Origin of the sequence: uncultured Blautia sp., assembly GCF_902497045.1 — a bacterium.
GTDB lineage: Bacteria > Bacillota > Clostridia > Lachnospirales > Lachnospiraceae > Blautia_A.
This window is the reverse complement of the sequence record NZ_CABVDF010000020.1, coordinates 1-21968: the sequence shown is the minus strand read 5'-3', so window position 1 is coordinate 21968 and position 21968 is coordinate 1. Positions and strand designations below refer to the sequence as shown.

At 44.0% G+C, this 21968-nt stretch carries 15 protein-coding genes and 2 pseudogenes; 2 read left to right on the top strand and 15 right to left on the bottom strand.

The window, feature by feature from the left end; genetic code table 11:
- Window positions 1–85: 85 nt before the first annotated feature.
- From codY to ispG, 9 genes are all read right to left on the bottom strand, one after another.
- Complete coding sequence (codY, locus tag RDS42_RS03245) at window positions 86–871, bottom strand: GTP-sensing pleiotropic transcriptional regulator CodY (RefSeq protein WP_177275742.1); 786 nt, start codon at window positions 869–871, stop codon at window positions 86–88.
- A 159-nt stretch (window positions 872–1030) separates the two neighbouring features.
- On the bottom strand, window positions 1031–3103 hold the full coding sequence (gene topA / locus RDS42_RS03240) for a type I DNA topoisomerase (RefSeq protein WP_308782353.1): 2073 nt from the start codon (window positions 3101–3103) through the stop codon (window positions 1031–1033).
- A 25-nt stretch (window positions 3104–3128) separates the two neighbouring features.
- On the bottom strand, window positions 3129–4019 hold the full coding sequence (gene dprA, locus RDS42_RS03235) for a DNA-processing protein DprA (protein WP_308782352.1): 891 nt from the start codon (window positions 4017–4019) through the stop codon (window positions 3129–3131).
- A gap of 43 nt (window positions 4020–4062) precedes the next feature.
- Window positions 4063–5583 carry a YifB family Mg chelatase-like AAA ATPase gene (locus tag RDS42_RS03230; RefSeq protein ID WP_308782351.1) on the bottom strand — a complete coding sequence of 507 codons (1521 nt, stop codon included), beginning with the start codon at window positions 5581–5583 and terminating at the stop codon, window positions 4063–4065.
- Window positions 5584–5852: 269 nt separating this feature from the next.
- On the bottom strand, window positions 5853–6785 hold the full coding sequence (locus RDS42_RS03225; protein ID WP_308782350.1) for a YARHG domain-containing protein: 933 nt from the start codon (window positions 6783–6785) through the stop codon (window positions 5853–5855).
- A gap of 41 nt (window positions 6786–6826) precedes the next feature.
- Window positions 6827–8242 (bottom strand): amidophosphoribosyltransferase, encoded by a 1416-nt coding sequence (locus tag RDS42_RS03220; protein ID WP_308782349.1) that lies wholly within the window; start codon window positions 8240–8242, stop codon window positions 6827–6829.
- 115 nt (window positions 8243–8357) lie between these two features.
- Complete coding sequence (locus RDS42_RS03215; RefSeq protein ID WP_308782348.1) at window positions 8358–10313, bottom strand: fructose-1,6-bisphosphatase; 1956 nt, start codon at window positions 10311–10313, stop codon at window positions 8358–8360.
- Window positions 10314–10324: 11 nt separating this feature from the next.
- A complete protein-coding gene (locus RDS42_RS03210; protein WP_308782347.1) occupies window positions 10325–14794 on the bottom strand; it encodes a PolC-type DNA polymerase III in 4470 nt (1489 codons plus the stop codon).
- A gap of 13 nt (window positions 14795–14807) precedes the next feature.
- Window positions 14808–15863: a flavodoxin-dependent (E)-4-hydroxy-3-methylbut-2-enyl-diphosphate synthase gene (ispG, locus tag RDS42_RS03205; RefSeq protein WP_308782346.1), complete on the bottom strand. Its 1056-nt coding sequence runs from the start codon at window positions 15861–15863 to the stop codon at window positions 14808–14810.
- 214 nt (window positions 15864–16077) lie between these two features.
- Between ispG and RDS42_RS03200 the strand changes: the two genes are divergently transcribed.
- Window positions 16078–17103 carry a branched-chain amino acid aminotransferase gene (locus RDS42_RS03200; RefSeq protein ID WP_308782345.1) on the top strand — a complete coding sequence of 342 codons (1026 nt, stop codon included), beginning with the start codon at window positions 16078–16080 and terminating at the stop codon, window positions 17101–17103.
- Window positions 17104–17204: 101 nt separating this feature from the next.
- Here RDS42_RS03200 and RDS42_RS03195 read toward each other — a convergent pair whose 3' ends face one another.
- A complete protein-coding gene (locus tag RDS42_RS03195; RefSeq protein WP_308782344.1) occupies window positions 17205–17696 on the bottom strand; it encodes a dihydrofolate reductase in 492 nt (163 codons plus the stop codon).
- A 23-nt stretch (window positions 17697–17719) separates the two neighbouring features.
- Complete coding sequence (gene thyA, locus RDS42_RS03190) at window positions 17720–18568, bottom strand: thymidylate synthase (RefSeq protein ID WP_308782343.1); 849 nt, start codon at window positions 18566–18568, stop codon at window positions 17720–17722.
- Between the two features lie 110 nt (window positions 18569–18678).
- Between thyA and RDS42_RS03185 the strand changes: the two genes are divergently transcribed.
- The gene (locus tag RDS42_RS03185) at window positions 18679–19209 is read left to right on the top strand and encodes a VanZ family protein (RefSeq protein ID WP_308782342.1); all 531 of its coding nucleotides are present in this window, start codon (window positions 18679–18681) and stop codon (window positions 19207–19209) included.
- 12 nt (window positions 19210–19221) lie between these two features.
- Here RDS42_RS03185 and RDS42_RS14900 read toward each other — a convergent pair.
- The 4 genes and pseudogenes from RDS42_RS14900 to RDS42_RS03165 all read right to left on the bottom strand — a co-directional run.
- Window positions 19222–19530, bottom strand: a pseudogene (locus tag RDS42_RS14900) (transporter substrate-binding domain-containing protein); the annotation flags it as partial.
- A gap of 35 nt (window positions 19531–19565) precedes the next feature.
- Window positions 19566–19790, bottom strand: a pseudogene (locus tag RDS42_RS14895) (ATP-binding cassette domain-containing protein); the annotation flags it as partial.
- A 126-nt stretch (window positions 19791–19916) separates the two neighbouring features.
- Window positions 19917–20582 (bottom strand): amino acid ABC transporter permease, encoded by a 666-nt coding sequence (locus RDS42_RS03170; protein WP_308782341.1) that lies wholly within the window; start codon window positions 20580–20582, stop codon window positions 19917–19919.
- Window positions 20583–20619: 37 nt separating this feature from the next.
- Window positions 20620–21906 carry an O-acetylhomoserine aminocarboxypropyltransferase/cysteine synthase gene (locus RDS42_RS03165; RefSeq protein WP_308782340.1) on the bottom strand — a complete coding sequence of 429 codons (1287 nt, stop codon included), beginning with the start codon at window positions 21904–21906 and terminating at the stop codon, window positions 20620–20622.
- Window positions 21907–21968: the final 62 nt, after the last annotated feature.

The window sequence follows — 21968 nt, the reverse complement described above, 5'->3', positions numbered from 1 at the left end:
TTATCTTCTTACTTTTTATATACCCAATTTCTGTTTGTAGCTAAAAAAAACAGAAGCGGTCATCCGCTCCTGTTTCATTTATATCTTATGCTTTTTTGTTTCTCTGTGCTTTGATCTCTTCCAGTTCGTCAAAGATCACTTCATTAAGAACCTTAATGTAAGTACCCTTCATTCCGGAAGACCGGGATTCGATCACTCCCGCACTTTCAAATTTACGTAGCGCATTTACAATAACAGATCTGGTAATGCCAACGCGATCTGCAATCTTACTTGCAACAAGAATACCTTCTTCTCCATCCAGTTCATCAAAAATATGAATGATCGCTTCCAACTCTGAGAAAGATAAGGTATTAAATGCGGATTTGACTACCTGCTGTTTTCTGTCTTCTTCTGCATTTTCTTCATGTACTGCGCGCATCATCTCCAGTCCCACAACTGTAGTGCCGTATTCACTTACAATGATATCCTCAATATCATAAGGCTTATCATTACGATACATAAATACGGTTCCCAGACGTTCTCCTGCAATATCAATAGGGTTAATGATTCCCTGGCATCTGCTGTCCACATGCTCAAAGCCAAGTGTCTGAAGATTCACATTTTCTTTTGTGGATAACACCCCTAAAAATCTTTCATTCAGCAGAGTATCCACATGACCGCCAACCTTGTCTTCGATCAGCTCTGTAATCTCTTCTACACCCGGACATAAACTGACGCCTAACACTTTTCCTTTTTTGCTCAGCACCAGTATATTGGAGCTTAGTGTCTCCATCAATACCTGACAAATATCATTGAATACCACTTTGCTGGAGCTGCTGTTGTGCAAAAGTTTATTGATTTTCCTAGTTCTGTCTAACAACTGAACGCTCATACTGGCCTCCTTTTCTTTCATCTGTCGTATATTCTGCATATATTCCTGCTGTTTTTATATTACACGTTTTTTTTCAAAATTACAAGACATTTTTATGTTTTTTCAATTTTGCCTGCCTATTCTGAAAATATTTTTAATTGCAAAATATTGTGAAACTTCTTAATCTTTCTTGGGAGGCTTCTGTTCTACATAGCCGCAGGTTTCCTGACTGCATACGATTTTGTTGCCTTTTTCCACCATATAACTGCCGCACACAGGACACTTTTTGTCAGAAGGCTTCTGCCAGGACATAAAATCGCATTCCGGATTATCCTCACATCCATAGTACTTACGTCCTTTTTGTGTCTTTTTCAAAACAACATCTTTTCCACATTTTGGACAGGATACCCCTATTTTTTCATAATATGGCTTTGTATTCCTGCAGTCCGGGAATCCAGGACAGGCAAGAAATCTTCCATGAGGGCCATACTTGATCACCATATTTCGTCCGCAAAGATCACAGACTACATCTGTCACTTCATCCTGGATATCAACTTTTTCCAATTCTTTTTCTGCCGCATCCACATCTTTTTTCAAATCCGGGTAGAAATTTCTGACAACTGTTTTCCACTGGACCGTTCCTGCTTCCACACAGTCAAGCAATCCTTCCATCATAGCCGTGAAATGCACGTCTACGATGCTTGGAAAGGCCTGTTTCATGATATTATTTACAACCTCTCCAAGTTCTGTCATATAGAGGTTTTTCTGTTCTTTCGAGACATAGCGGCGGCTGATAATAGTTGTAATTGTCGGCGCATAGGTACTTGGTCTGCCGATTCCCTGTTCCTCCAGAGCCTTTACAAGAGATGCTTCCGTATAGTGAGCCGGAGGCTGGGTAAAATGCTGTTCCGGTTTCAATTCCAATAATTCCAGCTTCATGCCTTTTTCCAGACTCTGACTTAAAACATTCCCCTTTTTATTATCTTCATCCTGAACATAAACAGACATAAAACCGTCGAATACCACCTTTGAAGCAGCTACTGTAAATACATACTCCCCTGCTCCAATCTTAACAGAGGTAGTTTCATAGCGGGCTGCAGCCATTCGGCTGGCTGTAAATCTCTTCCATATCAGCTGATACAGACGGAACTGGTCTCTTGATAAAGATTCCTTAAGCATAACCGGAGTCCGGGAAATATCTGTGGGACGGATTGCCTCATGGGCATCCTGGATCTTCTGCTCTTTCTTTACAGCTTTTTCTCCATCGGCTACATAAGAGGCGCCATACTGTTCTCCAATATAAGCGCGTGCTGCCTCATCCGCTTCCTGGGAAATACGAGTGGAATCTGTACGCAGATAAGTGATCACACCCACTGTTCCATTGCCCTTGATATCCACGCCTTCATAAAGCTGCTGTGCCAGACGCATCGTCTTTTGTGTGGAAAAATTCAAAGTCTTGGCTGCTTCCTGCTGGAGGGTACTTGTTGTAAAAGGCAGCGGCGCATTTTTTATACGTTCTCCCTTTTTCACTTCTTTGATCTCGTATTCCTCATGTTCCAGTTTTTTAAGGATCTCATCTATTTCTGCTTTATTATGAATCGGAAGTTTTTTGTCTGTACCATAGAATTTTGCCTGGAGATGCTTTTTCTCTCCCTGGATTTTAAATTCTCCGTCAAGGCTCCAGTATTCTTCCGGGATAAAGGAATTAATTTCCTCTTCACGGTCACAGATGATACGAAGAGCTACAGACTGTACACGACCTGCGCTTAAGCCTCTTTTTACCTTCGCCCAGAGAAGAGGACTGATACTGTATCCTACCATACGGTCCAGCATCCTTCTGGCCTGCTGCGCATCCACCAGATTCATATCCAGTTCTCTTGGCTGTTTGATTGAATTTTTCACTGCCGTCTTAGTGATCTCATTGAATGTGATCCTTCGCATTTTCTTTGGATCTTCTTTCAACGCCTGCATCAAATGCCAGGAAATAGCCTCTCCTTCACGGTCGGGGTCAGTTGCAAGAAAAATCTTGTCAGCTTTCTTTGCCGCCTTGCGAAGTCCTGCCAAAAGTTCTCCTTTTCCACGGATTGTAATATATTTTGGCTCAAAATCATTCTCTACATCGATTCCAAACTGACTCTTGGGAAAATCCCGTACATGTCCGTTTGACGCCTGAACATCATAATTGCTCCCCAAAAATTTCTTAATTGTCTTTACTTTTGCAGGTGACTCTACGATCACCAGATATTTCGCCATGCTACCTCTCCTATTTATCGTAAAATTAAGTCTGATTTTTTATATAGTAATGTCTGCCAATTTCTCTGACCATCCCCAGTAGTCCCAGTTCCACCAGAATACGCCCTGTTTTTTCTGCTGAAAACCCAGATTCCTGCGCCAGAACATCCCTGGTTTTTGGTCGTAAATCGAGACAACTATACACCATATTCAAATCACTTGCAAGACCTAAGTTCTTTTTTCCTTCTGATTTTATTGTATTTTCATAATTAATTCCCAGCTCTTCCAGCAGCACCTCCGGGGTATAAGCAATCCCCGCTCCATCGTAGATCAGCTGATGGCATCCTCTGCTAAGCTCTTCATTTACCGGCCCCGGAAGAGCAAAAACTGCCTTTCCCTGTTCCAGTGCACATTGAGCAGTGATCAGCGATCCACTTTTCTCCTTTGCTTCAACTACCAGTACCAGATCCGAAAAACCTGCTATGATCCTGTTCCGCGCCGGAAAATAATAACTTCTCGGAAGTGTCCCTGGAGGATATTCACTGATAATCCCTCCTTTTTCCCTTATAATCCGATTGTAAAGTCCTTTATTTCCTGCCGGATAACAAACATCTGCGCCATTTCCCAGAACTGCCCATGTGGGCATCCTTCCCTCCATTGCTCCTTTGTGCCCTTCAGCATCAATTCCCGATGCCATCCCGCTTATGATCTGTACTCCGGCTTCTGCAAGTACTCTGGCAAATCGAAAAGCCTGTATTCTTCCATAGGTACTGCACATCCTTGCCCCTACAACAGCTGCTGCAGGGCGTTTAGGATCCGGAAGCCCGCCTTTCACATAAAGCTTTTCCGGCATACCCTTATAATGTTTCAGCTTTTCCGGATATTCCTGAGATGATTTTTCAATACATCTGATTTTTTCAGACTGTGTTCTTTCCATATAAGATACCTCTCCTTCCTGTAGTTTATGATAATTTTACAGGTCATATCCAGTATTTTTTTTCGAAAGCTCTGTAGGACAGCGCCTCTCCCACATGCCGGCGCCTGATGATATCTGCACCTTCCATATCTGCAATAGTCCGGGCTACTTTCAATATACGATGATACGATCGGGCGCTAAACCCCATTTGTTCAAATGCTTTCTCCATCAAAACAGCAGCCTCCCGCTCTGTTGTACAAAACATTTCTATTTGTTTCCCCTGAAGTTCTCCATTAAACTGAATTTTTTCTTTCTTATATCGTTCTCTCTGGATCTCATGAACTCTTTCCACTCGTTTCCGTATCAAAGCAGAACTTTCCCCCTCTTTTCCATTTAAGCTGGAAAAACTCACCTGTTCCGCATCCGCACAAAGATCCAGACGGTCCAGAAGAGGCTGGCTTAACTTATTCAGATATCCTGTAACCTGTCCCGATGTACAGCGGCATTTGTTCATATCCGGATAATACCCGCATGGACATGGATTCATAGCCGCACAAAGGATAAAGTCCGCCGGAAATGTATAGGTTCCGCTGACCCTTGATATACGGATTACCCTGTCTTCCAGCGGCTGTCTCAGTATTTCCAGACTTCGTCTGGAAAATTCCGGCATCTCATCCAGAAACAAAACACCTCTGTGCGCCAGTGTTATCTCACCTGGTCTTGGATTTTTCCCTCCTCCTGCCATTGCCTGAGCAGAGCTGGTATGATGAGGGCTTCGGAAAGGCCTTTCGCGGACAAGAGGATCCGCTTCTGACAAAAGCCCTGCAATACTGTATATCTTAGTAAGTTCCAGACTTTCTTCAAATGTCAGCGGAGGCATAATTCCCGGTATCCTCCGTGCCACCATTGTTTTCCCTGCTCCCGGAGGTCCTATCATTAAAAGATTATGGAAACCACTGACGGCAATCTCCACTGCCCTTCTTAAAGATTCCTGTCCGCGGATATCACGAAAATCTGCGGCATCAGCCTTCTTATGTTCTACGGACTGCGATATCGGATCTTCTCTATAGCTGTCAGGCCTTTTTAAAAAACGAATCATTTCCTGCAGATTTCTGACACCGATCACTTTCATATCCGGAACCAGACCTGCCTCTTTCATATTCCCTGCCGGAACAATACAAAATCGGCATTTCTCCTCTCTGGCACGTATCACAATCGGAAGAATTCCTGGAATGGCATGGATTTCTCCGTTCAAGCTTAATTCTCCTGCCATCATCACTCCTTTTAAACTTTCCGATTCAAAAATCCCTGCTGCTGCAAGTACTGCCGCAGCCACAGGAATATCAAATCCAGCCCCCTGTTTTTTTATATCTGCCGGGGCAAAATTCACTGTAATTCTTTTGGGCGGAAGCGCAATTTTATTATTTTTCAGGGCTGTCCTTACACGGTCCTGTGCCTCCTTCACCTGAGCAGAGGGAAATCCCACCATGGTAAAAGACGGCAGTCCGTCGCTGACATCTGCCTCCACCTGAACCGGGTGTACTTCCATCCCCATGATCACCGCCGATAATACGGATGCAAACATACTTCTCCTTTCTGAAAAAACGTCTCCCCGACATGACATCTCATCATAGCTTATTTTATTATATATATGGGATACCTGCAGCAGATCTGCTGCAGAAACAGAATAGAAAAACTGAGATCATAACTCTGAATATTTCTATTATATCCTTCCTCTCCGAAAAAAACAACCTCTATAAAACAAAGAGGAGCAGTTCCCTCAAATCTTGAGAGACCTGCTCCTCTTTGCATGCCATAAACAGACATATTCCGTATTCATCTGTTGGTTATATTTTAATTTCCAGCTTCCGCCTTGGATCTCTGCCATTGATCGATCTTCTGAATATTTGCCATTTCATATTCATTAAAAATGGAATCCTGCTGTGCATCAAAAGTTTCCGGATCTATGTTTCCCTGATACCAGGAAGTACTGTTAAAATAGTCAGAAATCCTCTGTGTCACAAAAATACGTCCATGGCGGGCATATATTTCATTTTTGGCAAGCTCCAGCTGTTCAGCTGAATATACAGATATTTCCTCATCTGTCAGATAACGGCTGCTGCTTTCCGGGAAGAAGTATTCCCCTGTCTGCGTATCCGTCTGCTGCGGCGGCACTGCCGTCGGCACAGGTGTTGCAGTTGGATCCGGAATCAGCTGGATCTGCTCACGGCTCATAATGCAGTCTACACTGGGATATACTGCAGACACCGGGTCTGTGGTCAGTATTTTCAGATAGAGCTGACCGTTATCAAAAATCATACTTCCATATGAAGTATTTCCCACGGAATCATAAAGTGTAAATTTTGCCGCATTTCCTGCAACTTCCGCTGTCACATCCCCGGTAACTGTCTGTGTCTGATTACGGTCTGTCTGAGAAAAGCTAAAAGATACCGTATCCAAGCTGATATTATATACATTTATCGCTGCGGTTCCATCTGTACTGTACCAATTATCCCAAAAAACATTCGGATCAAACGCAGCCGTCTTAACCGGAACAGGAGTTGGCGTTGCTGTCGGTCTGGGGGAAGGCGTTGGTGTTGCAGAGACAGCGGCTGTTGGTACTGCAGTAGGCCTGTTCTTCAAAGCTTCCATGGCAGCCTGTTTTTTCTGTTCTTTTATAGCGCTGCTGCGGAATCCAACCAACAGAAGAGCAGCTGCACTTACTATAACAAACACAGCGATCAGCACACATAACAGCACCTTCAGTATCTCGTCTCTTTTTTTCATTGGGTTTCACCTCTGTTCTGTATTCCCTCTGATACCGGTTCTTATTCTTTACCGCTCCAGCAGTAAGTACAGAGCTTGCATGGCTCAATATCAATAGATGCCACCAGATCATCAAGACGATGGTATTTCAGGGTAGTAAAATTCAGTTCTTTGCGGATGTCTTCCAGCATCCCTTTGTAGTTTTCAGAGTCAGGATTTGCATAATCTGCAAGAATCTTTTCATCTACATGATCCCCTTCTCGTTTTGCGATCATTCTTCTTGTGATCAGATCCATTTCTGATTTTGACCGAGAGAAGTTCAAATACTTACATCCATAAAGAAGCGGCGGGCAGGCAGGCCTGATATGGACTTCTTTTGCACCATTTGTATAAAGAAAATCGGATGTTTCACGAAGCTGTGTTCCTCTTACAATAGAGTCATCGATCATAAGAAGACTTTTTCCTTTGATAAGCTTATGAACCGGGATCAGCTTCATTTTTGCAATAAGGTTTCTCTGGCTCTGCTGTGTCGGCATAAAGGATCGCGGCCAGGTTGGTGTATATTTAATAAAAGGACGGGCAAACGGTACCCCTGATCGGTTTGCATAACCAATAGCATGTGCAATTCCTGAATCAGGTACTCCTGCTACAATGTCAGGCTTCACTTCCCCAAAATCACGTTCTGCCAGCATGTCGCCGCACTTATAACGCATTTCCTCAACATTTACTCCTTCATAAGTAGATGTTGGATAACCATAGTATACCCAAAGGAAAGAACAGATACGCATCTTTTCGCCAGGTTTCTGCAGGGATTCAATTCCTTCCGGTGTAACAAAAACAATCTCTCCTGGTCCCAGAGACTTTTCATCCTCATACCCAAGATTGATATATGCATGACTTTCAAAAGATACGCAGCGGGCATCTTCTTTCTTTCCTACAATAAGAGGAGTTCTTCCCAGACGGTCTCTTGCTGCAAAAAGTCCCTTTGGAGTCAGGATCAGCATTGTCATGGAACCTTCGATCATCTCCTGCGCATAACGGATTCCTTCCACCATAGTGGCTTTCTGGTTAATAAGAGAAGCTACCATCTCTGTAGGGTTTACATTTCCTCCGCTCATTTCCAGAAAATGAGTACTTCCATTTTTAAAGGAATGCTCAATCAGTTCTTCCATGTTGTTGATCTTACCTACTGTAGTAATAGCAAAGTTTCCCAGATGAGAACGCACCAGAAGAGGCTGAGGCTCATTGTCGGATATACATCCGATTCCCAGATTACCCTGAAGTTCTGATACATCTCTGTCAAATTTTGTACGAAACGGTGAGTTTTCAATGTTATGGATCGCTCTGTCAAAGCCTTTGGCATGATCATATACTGCCATTCCTCCTCTTCTTGTACCCAAGTGTGAATGGTAATCAATGCCGAAAAACAAGTCCAGCACGCAGCTGGATTTTGAAGCTACTCCAAAAATTCCGCCCATAATTCTGTTCTCTCCTTATTGTGTTTTTTCGTAAACGTGAAGCTGGTTACCAGTTTGATCTTCCGTATTCATTGCAAGCAACATTATATAAAAACAGTTTAGATAAGTAAAGACTTTATTTTGTTTCTTTTATCGTACCTTTTCGATAAGCATCCAAAAGGCTCTCCAGCTCCTGTATTCTTTCTCGGAGCGCACGACCATTATCCGTATCTCCCACAAGTCTTCTTTTTGAGCTGTAATGTACGGCCATCTGACTGGATACAATATCATTTCCCTTTGAGACAGCCTCTTCTGCAGAAGTAAAAGGTTCATGGGCTGCAAGAAACAGACCATAGGAATTATAGATCAGAGTATATCCGGCAATCCCTGTTACCTTCTGATATGCGGTACACAAACCGCCGTCAATAACTATGAGCTTTCCTCCACACTTTACCGGGCTTTCTCCCTCGCTCTGATGAACAGGAACATGACCATTGATGATATGGCTCTTTAAAGGATCCAGACCAAACTCTTTAAGCATTCCGTCCACCACCTCTTCATTTTCAAGAAAGCGGTAATATGCTCCTTTTTTCTCTTTATGTGTTTCCTTATCTTCAATAAAATAACGTTCAAAGGTTGTCATTTTATCTTTTCCAAAAAGAGGAGAATTCGGACTGGCCCATATATACCACAGAATATCTCTGCCCTGCTCCTGTTCCTCTGGATCCACTGCGAAGAATGCCCGTCGAACATAGCTTTCCAAAGCATCGTACAGTGCACGTCCTTTGTATTTTTCACCATAAACCTCAATTTCCTTGAGACTTCCATCTTCTTTCAGCGGAATACAGCCGTGAAAAAGGAGATTATTATTGTATATTTTATAAAGACCGCCTCGATCCAGAAGAAAACGCATATGGTTCTGCAGCTTTTCACAGTTTCTGAACGCTGTCTCCAGCCGTTCCATCACTCCATGTTCTCCTTCTGTCAGTTCATAAGGATGTTCCCAGTCAACCGTAGGAAAATTCATATCCTTCAAAGGATATTCTATTCCGTCCGGCATAGTGATCGTGCCCTTATCCGGATCGATCCTATGAAGAAGGCACCGGTCTTCCATATGAAATTCCTTCCGTTTCATAAGAAGCTGTCCTTCCAGTTTAAACTGAATGATCGAAACAGCTTTATGCATCTTTCGGCTCAGTTCCTTTTCCAGAACATTATAATTCGTACTTCCTTTTATCTCAAAATTCTGGCAGGGATCATCCTTATAAGTTTCCAGCGCAAACGTGGCCAACGGGAGCAGGTTAATACCATAGCCATCCTCCAGGATATCCAGATTATCGTATCGAATGCTGTTCCTGAGAACCGTAGCAATACAGGCTCCCTGCCCTACTGCTGCCCCCATCCACACTACGTCATGATTTCCCCATTGGATATCCAGAGAATGGTATCCCATCAGCCGGTCCATGATAAAATGAGGACCGGGACCTCTGTCAAAAATATCTCCCAGAATGTGAAGGTGATCTACAACAAGTCTCTGGATCAGCTCTGCCAGAGCGATAATAAAATTCTCGGCTCTCCGGATCTCTATAATGGTATTTACAATGGAATTATAATAAGCCTCTTTATCCAGAACCTCTGCTTTTTCTGTGATCAGTTCCTCGATCACATAAGCATAATCATGGGGAAGGGCCTTTCTGACCTTAGATCTTGTATATTTTGAAGCAGTCGTCTTGCATACTTCTATCAGTCGGTACAAAGTGATCTTGTACCAGTTTTCCATGTCATCTTCCGTCTTTTTTACCAGTCTTATCTTTTCTCTGGGATAATAGATCAAAGTTGCCAGATCACGTTTATCGTGATTACTTAATGTATGACCAAAAACATCATCGATCTTTTTCCGGACAGCTCCAGACCCGTTCCTCAGTACATGGGAAAATGCCTCATACTCTCCATGAAGATCAGACATAAAATGTTCGGTTCCTTTTGGAAGGTTCAGAATCGACTGGAGATTGATGATCTCTGTGGACGCCTTTCCTATAGTAGGATAAAGCTCTGCCAGTCTTTGTAAATATCTAAGCTCTTCTTTTTTCATATTCGCTCCTTTCACACCACTACGTCAAACAGAGAGAACTGATTTGACTGAGGGATGTCTCCAAACAGTCCCAGATCATCCATCAGATCTATTACTGTCTTACTGACTTTTGTTCTGTCCCGGAAATCATCTTTCGACAGAAATCTCCCTTCTTTCGCAGCCTGTACCACAGCCTCTGCAGCCTTATCACCCATTCCGTCAATGCTGTTCAGCGGCGGAAGAAGCTTTCCGTCAATAATCTGAAAGCGGCTTGCATGAGACTTATAAATATCAATAGGAAGAAATTCAAATCCTCTTGCATACATCTCCTGAACAATACGCATGTCTCTGATCGTATCCTGCTCTTTTTTTGATGCCTCGTCACCCTTCTTGCGGAGTTCTGCCAGATAATACTCCAGACGGTCCTGTCCCATGCACATAGTTTCATAGGAAAAAGCAGTTGCGCGGATACTGAAAAACGCCGCATAGTATGCCAGAGGAATAAATACCTTGAACCATGCAATACGCCATGCCATCATAACATAAGCCGCCGCATGTGCCTTCGGGAACATGTATTTGATCTTTTTGCAGGACCAGATATACCACTCCGGAACATTGTGCTCCCTCATGGTGGCCTCCCACTCCTCACGAAGGCCTTTTCCTTTACGTACACTTTCCATGATCGTAAAGGCAAGACTGCTTTCCACTCCCATACTGATCAGATAGATCATAATATCATCTCGTGTACAGATTGCCGTAGAAATCGTGGCTTTTCCTTCCTGAATAAGTGTTTGAGCGTTTCCAAGCCATACGTCCGTACCATGGGCAAGGCCTGCAATACGGACCAGATCAGAGAAATATTTTGGCTGAGTATCAATAAGCATCTGCATGGCAAAATCCGTTCCAAATTCCGGAACTCCCAGACATCCCAGTTTACATCCGCCGATGTCATCCGGAGAAATTCCCAGAGCTTTTGTGCTGGCAAACAGAGACATAACCTCTTTGCTGTCCAGCGGAACTTCTTTTGCATCTTTACCAGTAAGATCCTCCAGCATACGGATCATGGTAGGATCATCGTGTCCAAGAATATCCAGCTTCAAAAGGTTTCCATCAATGGAATGATAATCAAAATGTGTGGTAATGATATCGCTGTTCTCATCATTTGCCGGATGCTGGACAGGTGTGAATTTTTCGATTTCCTCTCCTTTTGGAAGAACGATGATACCACCCGGATGCTGTCCGGTTGTTCTTCTTATGCCTGTGCAGCCCTGAACGATCCGGTTGATCTCACAGTAGCGCTTATGCTGTCCATGCTCCTCAAAATAATTTTTCACATATCCAAAGGCAGTTTTTTCTGCCAGCGTACCAATGGTACCGGCTTTGAATGTCTGGCCCTTTCCAAAAATAACCTCTGTATATTTATGAGCATTTGCCTGATATTCACCGGAAAAGTTCAGGTCGATATCAGGTTCCTTATCTCCTTTAAATCCAAGAAAGGTCTCAAATGGAATATCAAACCCTTCTTTTACCATCTTGGTTCCACATTCCGGACAGTTTTTGTCCGGCATGTCGCAGCCTGCCATACCGCCGAATTTCTTTACCTCAGGCGAATCGAAATCACTGTATTTGCAGTTCGGACAGATATAATGGGGCGGAAGAGGATTTACCTCTGTGATACCGGACATTGTTGCAGCCAGCGATGATCCTACAGATCCACGGGAACCAACCAGATAACCGTCGTCATTGGATTTCCACACCAGTTTTTGAGCAATGATATACATTACCGCATATCCGTTGGAAATAATGGAATTCAGTTCTTTTTCCAGTCTCTCCTCCACAATGGACGGAAGATTTTCTCCATAAATCTCATGAGCTTTTTTAAAACAGATATCCCTGAGATCCTGGTCAGAATTTTCAATTACCGGAGGAAACTTATCCGGATGGATAGGAGAGATTTTCTCTATCATATCAGCGATCTTATTTGTATTTGTAATGACGACCTCCTCAGCCTTTTCGCTTCCCAGATAAGAAAACTCTTCCAGCATCTCCTCTGTGGTACGAAGATAAAGAGGTGCCTGATCATCTGCATCGCTGAATCCATTTCCTGCCATGATGATCCGACGATAGATTTCATCCTGTGGATCCATAAAATGAACGTCACAGGTTGCCACTACCGGTTTCTTAAACTGTTCTCCCAGTTTGACGATTTTTTTATTGATTTCGATCAGATCCTCTTTTGAATTCACCGCATCATTTTTGTCACTGGCGATCATAAACGCATTATTTCCCAAAGGCTGAATCTCAAGATAATCATAAAAATCAACCAGTCTTGCGATCTCCTGATCCGGAGCATTCCTTAATATCGCCTGATATAGCTCTCCTGCTTCGCAGGCGCTTCCGATCAGAAGACCTTCCCTGTGCTCCAGAAATACGCTTTTTGGCACACGTGGTCTTCTTCTGTAATATTTCAGATGAGACTGGCTCACCAGCTTATAAAGATTGATTCTTCCTGTTTCATTTCTGGCAAAGATCACCGCATGATAGGTAGGAAGCTTTTTGATCGTATCTACTGACACATTCCCCTGCTGGTTTAAGGTATCCACGTCATAAATATCACGTTCTTTCAGCATTTCCACGAATTTTACAAAAATATCTGCCGTACAGGCCGCATCATCTACCGCTCTGTGATGATGTGCCAGAGAAACTCCTACTGCCTTTGCCACTGTATCCAGTTTAAACCGGTTCAATGCAGGCAAAAGAAATCTTGCCATCCCTACAGTATCCACATATGTGAATTCATCCGGAAGTCCCTGTCTTTTACAGTTTTCTATAATAAAACTCATATCAAAATCTGCATTGTGGGCCACCATGACCGCCCCCTTGCAAAAATCCAGAAACTGAGGAAGGACCGTCTGGATCTCCGGAGCATCCATGACCATGGAATCATTAATGCTTGTCAGCTGCTCGATCCGATAAGGGATCGGTACTTTTGGATTTACAAATGTAGAAAAACGGTCTGTGATCACACCTTTTTCCACACGGACAGCGCCTATTTCAATAATCTGGCAGGTAAGAGGGGAAAATCCAGTAGTCTCAATGTCAAAAACTACAAAATCCCCTTCCATAGACTGTCCTTTACTGTTGGTGACAATTCCTTTCAGATCATCTACCAGATAGGCTTCCATACCATAAAGCACCTTAAAATCGGATTCTTTCGGCACGCATCCTCCCCAGGCATCAAAACAGTGGTTCGCCTCAGGAAAGGCCTGAACCACCCCGTGATCTGTAATCGCAATTGCCTTGTGGCCCCATTCATAGGCGCGTTTCACAAGAGCCTTTGCCTCAGTCACACCGTCCATGTCGCTCATTTTTGTATGACAGTGAAGCTCTACTCTTTTCTGAGGACTGGTGTCCATTCGAGAACTTCTGAAATCGGAGATCTTTTTAATTCCGGCAATGGAACCAATGGTCAGTTCACTGTCAAAGCGGTCAATGGTGGTTACTCCTTTCAGTTTCAGAAAAGCGCCTTTTTTGATTTCTGCTGTCACCTCCGGAACCTGTTCATTTCGAAGGAACATTTTAATCACAATAGAATCTGTAAAATCCGTAACAGGAAAAATCAGGATAGTTTTTTCATTACGGATTTCTCTGGCTTCCACATCCATAACCTGTCCGCGGATGATCACCTCTCCCATTTCTCCGGTAATACTTTCCAAAGAAATTGTCTCTCCCTCAAAATCTCTTCCATAGACCACATCCGGATTGCTGTCCCTGCGGAATCCTCCCCGAAACTCTCCGCTCTGTCCTTTCTTTTCAAATGCTTTTTTATCCTGTCTGCTCTTTCCGGCGGATTTTTTATTTTCTTTTTTATCCTTGCCGGAATTTTCCTCCACTGCTTCCTCAGCATTTTCTTCCTGATCAAGTTTGGCATGCTTCAGCACATTTTCAACTTCCTGCTTGATCTGAAGTTCTGCATTTTTTCGATATTTACTCTCCGGAGCCTCTTCAAACTGCAGCTGGATCTTCAGATTCATTCCACACCGTTCGCAGAACACCTTATGAAGATACTCTACAAGAATCTCACTTTTCTCACGGGCAATTACAGAGTCTGGCAGTACCAGATCCATTTCTTCTGTACCGGAAAAAGTGATTTTCGCCCGTTTAAAAAGATTATATTCCAGCATATTGTAGTTTCGAAGTTCCAGTTCCATACTGGATTGATATACTTCCAGAAAATTATCTGGTGTATACTGTCTGGATAAATGAAATTTTTCAATCACCGTCACCTGGATCTGGATTCCCGGAAAACACTGCCTCTGTATCTGCTGCTGAAGTTCAAAAATATATTTTTTGTGAATCCATCTTTCACTGCTGATATAGACCCACAGTCTTGTCTTATCCGGATTACAGGAAACCTTTGTCACATATACCATATCAAGAAGTTCCTGCAGCGGATCTTTTATTTTCAGATTTGGAAATACGTCAAAAAAATCTTTTTCCATTTTTTCCTCTTTCTTATTCTTCCCAGTGGATAAGCTCCTGCCTCAATGTTTCCAGAAGCTGTTCTTCCGGAACCTTTTTTACGATTTTTCCTTTTTTGATCAGAAGTCCCAGACCTACGCCGCCTGCAATACCAATGTCGGCTTCTTTTGCCTCTCCCGGGCCATTTACCACACAGCCCATAACCGCCACCTTGATATCAAGAGGAATATCCTGAACCATGTCTTCCACCTGATTTGCCAGACCAATAAGATCGATCCTGGTTCGCCCGCAGGTAGGGCAGGAAACAACTTCGATACCGCCTTTGCGGAGTCCCAGTGTTTTCAATATCCGTTTGGCTGATTTAATTTCTTCCAGAGGCGCTCCGGTAAGAGATACTCGAATGGTATCACCAATTCCCTGAGAAAGTATGATTCCAAGTCCTACCGCTGACTTAATATTTCCGGAATACAGAGTTCCTGCCTCGGTGATTCCCACATGAAGAGGATAATCTGTTTTTTCTGCGATCAGTTCATGCGCTTTGGCACACATCATCACATCAGAGGATTTAATGCTGATCACAAGATTATCATACCCCATATCTTCAATAATCTTCACCTTGTCAAGAGCACTTTCCACCAGACCTTCTGCTGTCACACCACCGTACTTTTCCACCAGTTCCTTTTCCAGAGAACCGCTGTTTACCCCTACACGGATAGGGATATTACGCTCTTTTGCCACGTCTACGACTGCACGGATCTTTTCTTCGCTTCCAATATTTCCAGGGTTGATACGGATCTTATCTGCTCCGTTTTTCATGGCTGCAATAGCCAGCCTGTAGTCAAAATGGATATCTGCCACAAGAGGAATATGAATCTGTTTTTTGATTTCAGAAAGAGCTTCTGCTGCTGCCATGTCCGGCACTGCACAACGGATGATTTCACAGCCGGCTGCTTCCAGCTCCAGAATCTGCTTTACAGTAGCTTCCACATCATCAGTCTTCGTATTTGTCATAGACTGGATCAGAATCGGATTTCCTCCTCCGATTTTTTTGTTTCCGATCTGTACCACTTTTGTATGTTCCCGATGCATAATCTGCCTCCTAATCACAAAATTCTTTCAGTTCAAGACAGCAACCCCATTGCCTCTTGTACACCGACACTATGAATTAATTATAGCGAAGTGCCAGATAAAATACAAGTTTTCAGTTGAAGTCCTATTCCAAAAGTGCTACACTGTTTATATCGTACATTAAAGCGGCAAAGTACCCCTTACTGATACCGCCCAATAACAGGAGGATGATATTATGGAAAAAAAGAACATTGACTGGGGGAACCTGGGCTTTGGCTATGTCCAGACCGATTACCGATATGTCTCAGATTTTAAAAATGGTTCCTGGGATGAAGGAAAGCTTACTGAAGATGCAAATGTTGTGATCAACGAGTGTGCCGGCGTCCTTCAGTATGCCCAGACTGTTTTTGAAGGTATGAAAGCCTATACCACAGAAGACGGGCGTATTGTTACATTCCGTCCTGACCTGAACGCAGAACGTATGGAAAATTCTGCAAAAAGGCTGGAAATGCCGGTATTTCCTAAAGATCGTTTCATTCAGGCTGTCATAGATACAGTAAAGGCAAATGCCGCTTATGTTCCGCCATTTGGATCAGGGGCAACTCTTTATATACGTCCCTATGAATTCGGAACTAATCCGGTCATAGGAGTAAAACCTGCTGACGAATATCAGTTCCGTGTATTTACCACACCTGTAGGACCTTATTTCAAAGGCGGTGTAAAGCCTCTGACCATCCGTGTAACCGATTTTGACCGCGCAGCTCCCAACGGAACCGGGCACATTAAAGCAGGACTGAACTATGCCATGAGCATGCATGCAATTGTAGATGCACATAACCAGGGATATGATGAAAACATGTATCTGGATGCGGCTACAAGAACCAAAGTAGAGGAAACAGGCGGAGCCAATTTCCTCTTTGTCACAAAAGAAGGCAAGGTTGTCACACCAAAATCTGACAGTATCCTTCCTTCTATTACCCGCCGCTCCCTGATTTATGTAGCGCAGCATTACCTTGGACTGGAAGCAGAAGAACGCGAAATTCCATTTGAAGAGGTAAAAGACTTTGCAGAATGCGGACTCTGCGGTACTGCTGCCGTGATCTCTCCTGTAGGAAAGATCGTAGATCACGGAAAAGAAATCTGCTTCCCAAGCGGAATGACCGAAATGGGACCTGTGACCAAGAAGCTTTATGAAACACTGACCGGCATCCAGATGGGCCGCATCGAGGCTCCGGAGGGATGGCTTCAGGTAATCGAATAAACGATATCCCGAAGGAATCTGCCCCTGGCAGCTTTCTTCGGATATCTCTCATCAAAAAAGGGCAGTTACAGGTTTTTATGAACCTGCAGCCGCCCTTTTTCTTATTTCTTTCTCTCGTATTTTACGAATTCATATTCCAGGTCAAAATAAGTCTGCTCCTCGCTTCTGGCCGTCACCTTCCACTCCGGCATCTCATCCAGATTCGGGAAATAACGGTCTGCTTCATAGGCAAAATCGATTTTTGTGATATGAGCTGTATCGCAGTAAGGAAGAAGCTGTTTGTATACACTGTCCCCTCCAATGCAATACACCTGGTCAGACGGGTATTTTGCGATTTCTTCCAGAAGTTCCTCTATGGTATGTACCACAATGGCATCCTTTACCTTAAAGTCTCTGTTTCCGGTCAGAACAATATTGGTTCTGTTTTTCAGCGACAGGCCGCCTGGAAAGCTCTCCAGCGTCTTTCTGCCCATGACCACAACCTTGCCTGTGGTTTCCTGGCGAAACATCTTCATGTCAGCCGGAATACTTACCAGAAGCTTGTTATCCTTGCCGATAGCCCAGTTTTTATCCACTGCTACAATAATATTCATAATCTCTGTTTCTTCCTCCTGTTTCAGATAGCGATCGGAATGTTTTTGATCTGAGGCCATGTCTGGTAGTTCTCAATGATCAGGTCATCCACTGTAAAATCATAGAAATTTTTGATCTCCGGATTCAGCTTTACCGTAGGTGCCGGATACGGAGTTCTCTGGATCAGTTCCTTTACAACCGGGATATGGCGGTCGTAAATATGGCAGTCGGAGATCACATGTACCAGTTCTCCTGCCTCCATATCACATACCTGGGCAAACATCATCAGAAGAATGGAATACTGGCAGACATTCCAGTTATTGGCAGCCAGAATATCCTGGGAGCGCTGATTCAGAATCGCATTCAAAGTCAGCTTCTCCTTTCCCGGTTCCTTAGTCACATTAAAGGTCATAGAATAAGCGCATGGATACAGATGCATCTCATGCAGATCCTGGTGTACATAAATATTGGTCATGATCCTGCGGCTGTAGGGATTGTTTTTCAGGTCATAGAGAACACGGTCCACCTGATCCATCATGCCTTCTTTATACTGATGCTTCACCTGCATCTGATAACCGTATGCCTTGCCGATAGATCCTGTCTCGTCTGCCCAGCTGTCCCAGATATGGCTGTTCAGGTCATGGATATTGTTTGATTTTTTCTGCCAGATCCAGAGGATCTCATCCATAGCGCTTTTCAGGGCTGTTTTGCGAAGAGTCAGAGCCGGAAATTCTTTTCTGAGATCATAGCGGTTTACAACACCGAATCTCTTGATCGTATAGGCAGGAGTGCCGTCCTCCCATACCGGGCGTACCTTTTCTCCTTCTGTACTGGTGCCGTTTTCAATTACATCCCTGCACATATTGATAAAAACTGTATCTGCAACGCTCATATCTGCGCCTCCTTTTCCTGTTTTTTCGTTGGTCCACATCGTGCTGTGGTTCATTATATCATACGGCGCAGTGCTTTACAAATCCTATTTCCCGTGCTATATTAGAACCCATGAAATTCATAATCACACTATTAAAACCACTTTCGTTTCTTCCAGCACTGCTGATGATGTACGTTATTTTTTCATTTTCAGCCCAGACCGGGGAGGTGTCCGGGGAACTCAGCTACAAAATCAGCTATGAGATCGTAGAAACGAAAAACGAACTTTTTCATACAGAAAAAAGCTATGACCAGCTTGCTTACGAAGCAGAACAGATCCATTACTATGTCCGAAAAGCCGCTCATATGACAGAGTATTTTCTTCTGGCCATTGCTATTTCATTTCCACTTTATGTATACAAAGTAAGAGGATTCTGGCTTTTCTTCCTTGCCGGTATTCTCTGTGTAGGGTTTGCCGGACTGGATGAGTATCACCAGTCTTTTGTATCCGGAAGAAGTCCCGGGCTCAAAGATGTGGGCTTTGACAGTGCCGGAGCTCTGATCGGTATCCTTATGGTTCAGCTTTTTTGCTGGTCAAGTATGCATTCTCCGGATTCGAGACCTGTCAAACGTAAAAAACGCAGGAAAAAACATCGCAGATAGATCCGGGCTGCTTCACTCTATTTTACCGCCTTCCACAACCAGATTGTCCGGATCTGCTGCTTCCCCGTAAACAGGAGCCAGTGTTGCTTCATAGTCTGCATGGAAAAAGCGTTCTTCACCAAGTGCCCGGATCTCATCATTGAGCCAGTCAAGAAGCGAGGTATTTCCTTTCTGAACAGCAGGTGAGATCTCATCCGCATTGCCGAGAGCCTCAATGCCGACGGTAAATCCGGGATTCTGGATCGCCCATGCCAGAACTTCCGTATTATCCGTAGAAAATGCATCCCCGCGTCCGTCCAGAAGCGCGTTATATGCATCTGCTCTGCCTGAAGTTCTACTTCCTTTTTCGGGCGTTTCTGCACTTTGACAGGAGCCAGTATGATGTTGTCCATAATATTTTTATGAGGAAAAAGCTCATAGCTCTGAAAGACCATGCCAATTCTCTGTCTGATCCGGGCAATCTTTTTGCCATTGGACATCACTTCTTCACCGTCCAGTAAAATTTTCCCTCCTGTAGGCATTTCCAGTCCGTTCATGCACCGCAGAAATGTGCTTTTCCCACAGCCGGAAGGACCAAGCACTACAACGACTTCTCCCTTTTCTATACTGACATCAATCCCGTCAAGAATGACCTCATCACCAATTTTTTTCTTTAGTCCCACAACCCTTCCAGCAGCCGCAGGAAATTGTCGCCCAGAAAAAGTACACTAATCCCCGAATCCTGCATATTTCAATCTCCTTTCCATAAGTCCTGCTGCTATGGAAACAGGAAGTAAAAGAATCAGATAAAATAGCACCAGCATAACAAGCGCCTCATTCGTTTCATAATAAAGACCAATCAGATCCTTTGTGACATACATCAGATCTTCCAGTGCGATTCCACTGACCACAGAGGTTTCTTTTATAAGAAAGATCACATTGGCGCACACACCTGGAATCGATACAGCAAGCGCCTGTGGAAAAATAACCTCTCTCATTATCAGACAGGGATTCATACCGAGACCTGCAGCAGCTTCGATCTGGGTTTTCTCTACTGATCCAAGTCCACTCCTCAGAGACTCTGCCATATAGCTGCCGCCAAGAAAGCCAAGGCCTGCAATGGCACAGATCTCTGCGCTCCAGATAATCCCAAGCTTTGGCAGTCCAAAGTAAAGAAAGAAAAGCTGCACCAGCAAAGGGGTATTTCGACTGATTTCTATGTATACAGACACTGCCTGACAGAGGACAGGGATTTTATAGTACAATACCATGGAACACACCACTCCTGTCGCCAGCGCGATCAGTATCCCCCAAAATGCAATTTTTACAGTAAGCCTTGCTGCATCCACATACCAGGGCAGATATTCCATCATAAATCCAAAGTCAAGTCCCATTCTGATCCGGCTCCTCCTTCCCTTATATTTATAGAGATCATGATCTTACCGCATCAAAGCCATTTTGCAGATCCGCAAGGATATCATCAATGTGTTCCGTACCAATGGACAGGCGGATCGTATTCTGCCGGATTCCCTGATTCCCCAGTTCCTTCTCTTCCAGTTGGCTGTGTGTGGTCGTCGCAGGATGTATCACAAGACTTTTCACATCAGCTACATTGGCAAGCAGAGAAAAGATCTTCAGGCTGTCAATAAACTTATGGGCTTCTGCCTGTCCTCCTTTAATCTCAAAGGTAAAAATTGAGGCTCCGCCCTTTGGAAAGTACTTCTGATACAGCGCATGATCCGGATGATCCGGAAGAGACGGATGATTGACTTTTTCCACCTGCGGATGCCCAGCAAGAAATTCCACTACTTTTCTTGTGTTTTCCGCATGACGTTCCAGACGCAGGGACAGAGTTTCAATTCCCTGCAAAAGCAGAAAAGCCGCAAAAGGAGAGATCGTCGCCCCTGTATCACGGAGCAGGATGGCACGGATATAAGTCACAAAAGCAGCCGGACCTGCTGCTTTCACAAACGCGACTCCGTGGTAGCTTGGATTCGGTGCTGCAACTGCAGGGTATTTTCCACTTGCTTCCCAGTCAAATTTACCGGAATCTACAATAACGCCTCCCAGGGTCGTACCATGACCTCCAAGAAATTTGGTGGCAGAATGTACTACAATGTCTGCACCATGCTCTATGGGACGGATCAGATAAGGTGTGCCAAAGGTATTGTCTACAACCAGCGGCAGACCGTGTTTATGAGCAAGGGCAGCCAGAGCGTCTATATCCGGGATATCACTGTTGGGATTTCCGAGGGTTTCAATATAAATGGCTCTTGTATTCTCCCTGATTGCCGCCTCTACTTCTGCAAGATCATGGATATTTACAAAGGTTGCAGTAATTCCGAAGTTCGGAAGCGTATGGGCAAGCAGGTTATAGCTTCCACCATAAATGGTTTTCTGTGCGACAAAATGGCCTCTGTTCTGCCCCAGAGCCTCAAGAGTATAGGAAATTGCCGCTGCGCCGGAAGCAAGGGCAAGGGCAGCTATACCGCCTTCCAGAGCCGCGATCCGCTGTTCCAGAACATCCTGCGTAGAATTTGTCAGACGTCCGTAAATATTTCCTGCATCGGAAAGACCAAACCGCGCCGCCGCATGAGCAGAATTTTTAAAAACATAAGAAGTGGTGGCATAAATCGGTACTGCACGGGCATCCGTGGCCGGATCAGGATTTTCCTGTCCTACATGAAGCTGTAATGTTTCAAATCTGTAATCGTTCATAGCTGGTCTTGTATGATGTTTATAGAAGCTAAAACATCACCTTTTCCTTTCTTTTAGTAATG

Excerpts from the sequence above, each read along its gene's own strand:
- RDS42_RS03210 (WP_308782347.1), bottom strand. The coding sequence starts at position 14,794 with ATGGAAAAAGATTTTTTTGACGTATTTCCAAATCTGAAAATAAAAGAT.
- ispG (WP_308782346.1), bottom strand. The coding sequence starts at position 15,863 with ATGCATCGGGAACATACAAAAGTGGTACAGATCGGAAACAAAAAAATC.
- topA (WP_308782353.1), bottom strand. The coding sequence starts at position 3,103 with ATGGCGAAATATCTGGTGATCGTAGAGTCACCTGCAAAAGTAAAGACA.
- RDS42_RS03215 (WP_308782348.1), bottom strand. The coding sequence starts at position 10,313 with ATGAAAAAAGAAGAGCTTAGATATTTACAAAGACTGGCAGAGCTTTAT.
- RDS42_RS03170 (WP_308782341.1), bottom strand. The coding sequence starts at position 20,582 with ATGGGACTTGACTTTGGATTTATGATGGAATATCTGCCCTGGTATGTG.
- RDS42_RS03220 (WP_308782349.1), bottom strand. The coding sequence starts at position 8,242 with ATGGGCGGAATTTTTGGAGTAGCTTCAAAATCCAGCTGCGTGCTGGAC.
- RDS42_RS03185 (WP_308782342.1), top strand. The coding sequence starts at position 18,679 with ATGAAATTCATAATCACACTATTAAAACCACTTTCGTTTCTTCCAGCA.
- RDS42_RS03200 (WP_308782345.1), top strand. The coding sequence starts at position 16,078 with ATGGAAAAAAAGAACATTGACTGGGGGAACCTGGGCTTTGGCTATGTC.
- dprA (WP_308782352.1), bottom strand. The coding sequence starts at position 4,019 with ATGGAAAGAACACAGTCTGAAAAAATCAGATGTATTGAAAAATCATCT.
- RDS42_RS03225 (WP_308782350.1), bottom strand. The coding sequence starts at position 6,785 with ATGAAAAAAAGAGACGAGATACTGAAGGTGCTGTTATGTGTGCTGATC.
- RDS42_RS03165 (WP_308782340.1), bottom strand. The coding sequence starts at position 21,906 with ATGAACGATTACAGATTTGAAACATTACAGCTTCATGTAGGACAGGAA.
- thyA (WP_308782343.1), bottom strand. The coding sequence starts at position 18,568 with ATGAGCGTTGCAGATACAGTTTTTATCAATATGTGCAGGGATGTAATT.
- RDS42_RS03195 (WP_308782344.1), bottom strand. The coding sequence starts at position 17,696 with ATGAATATTATTGTAGCAGTGGATAAAAACTGGGCTATCGGCAAGGAT.
- RDS42_RS03230 (WP_308782351.1), bottom strand. The coding sequence starts at position 5,583 with ATGTTTGCATCCGTATTATCGGCGGTGATCATGGGGATGGAAGTACAC.
- codY (WP_177275742.1), bottom strand. The coding sequence starts at position 871 with ATGAGCGTTCAGTTGTTAGACAGAACTAGGAAAATCAATAAACTTTTG.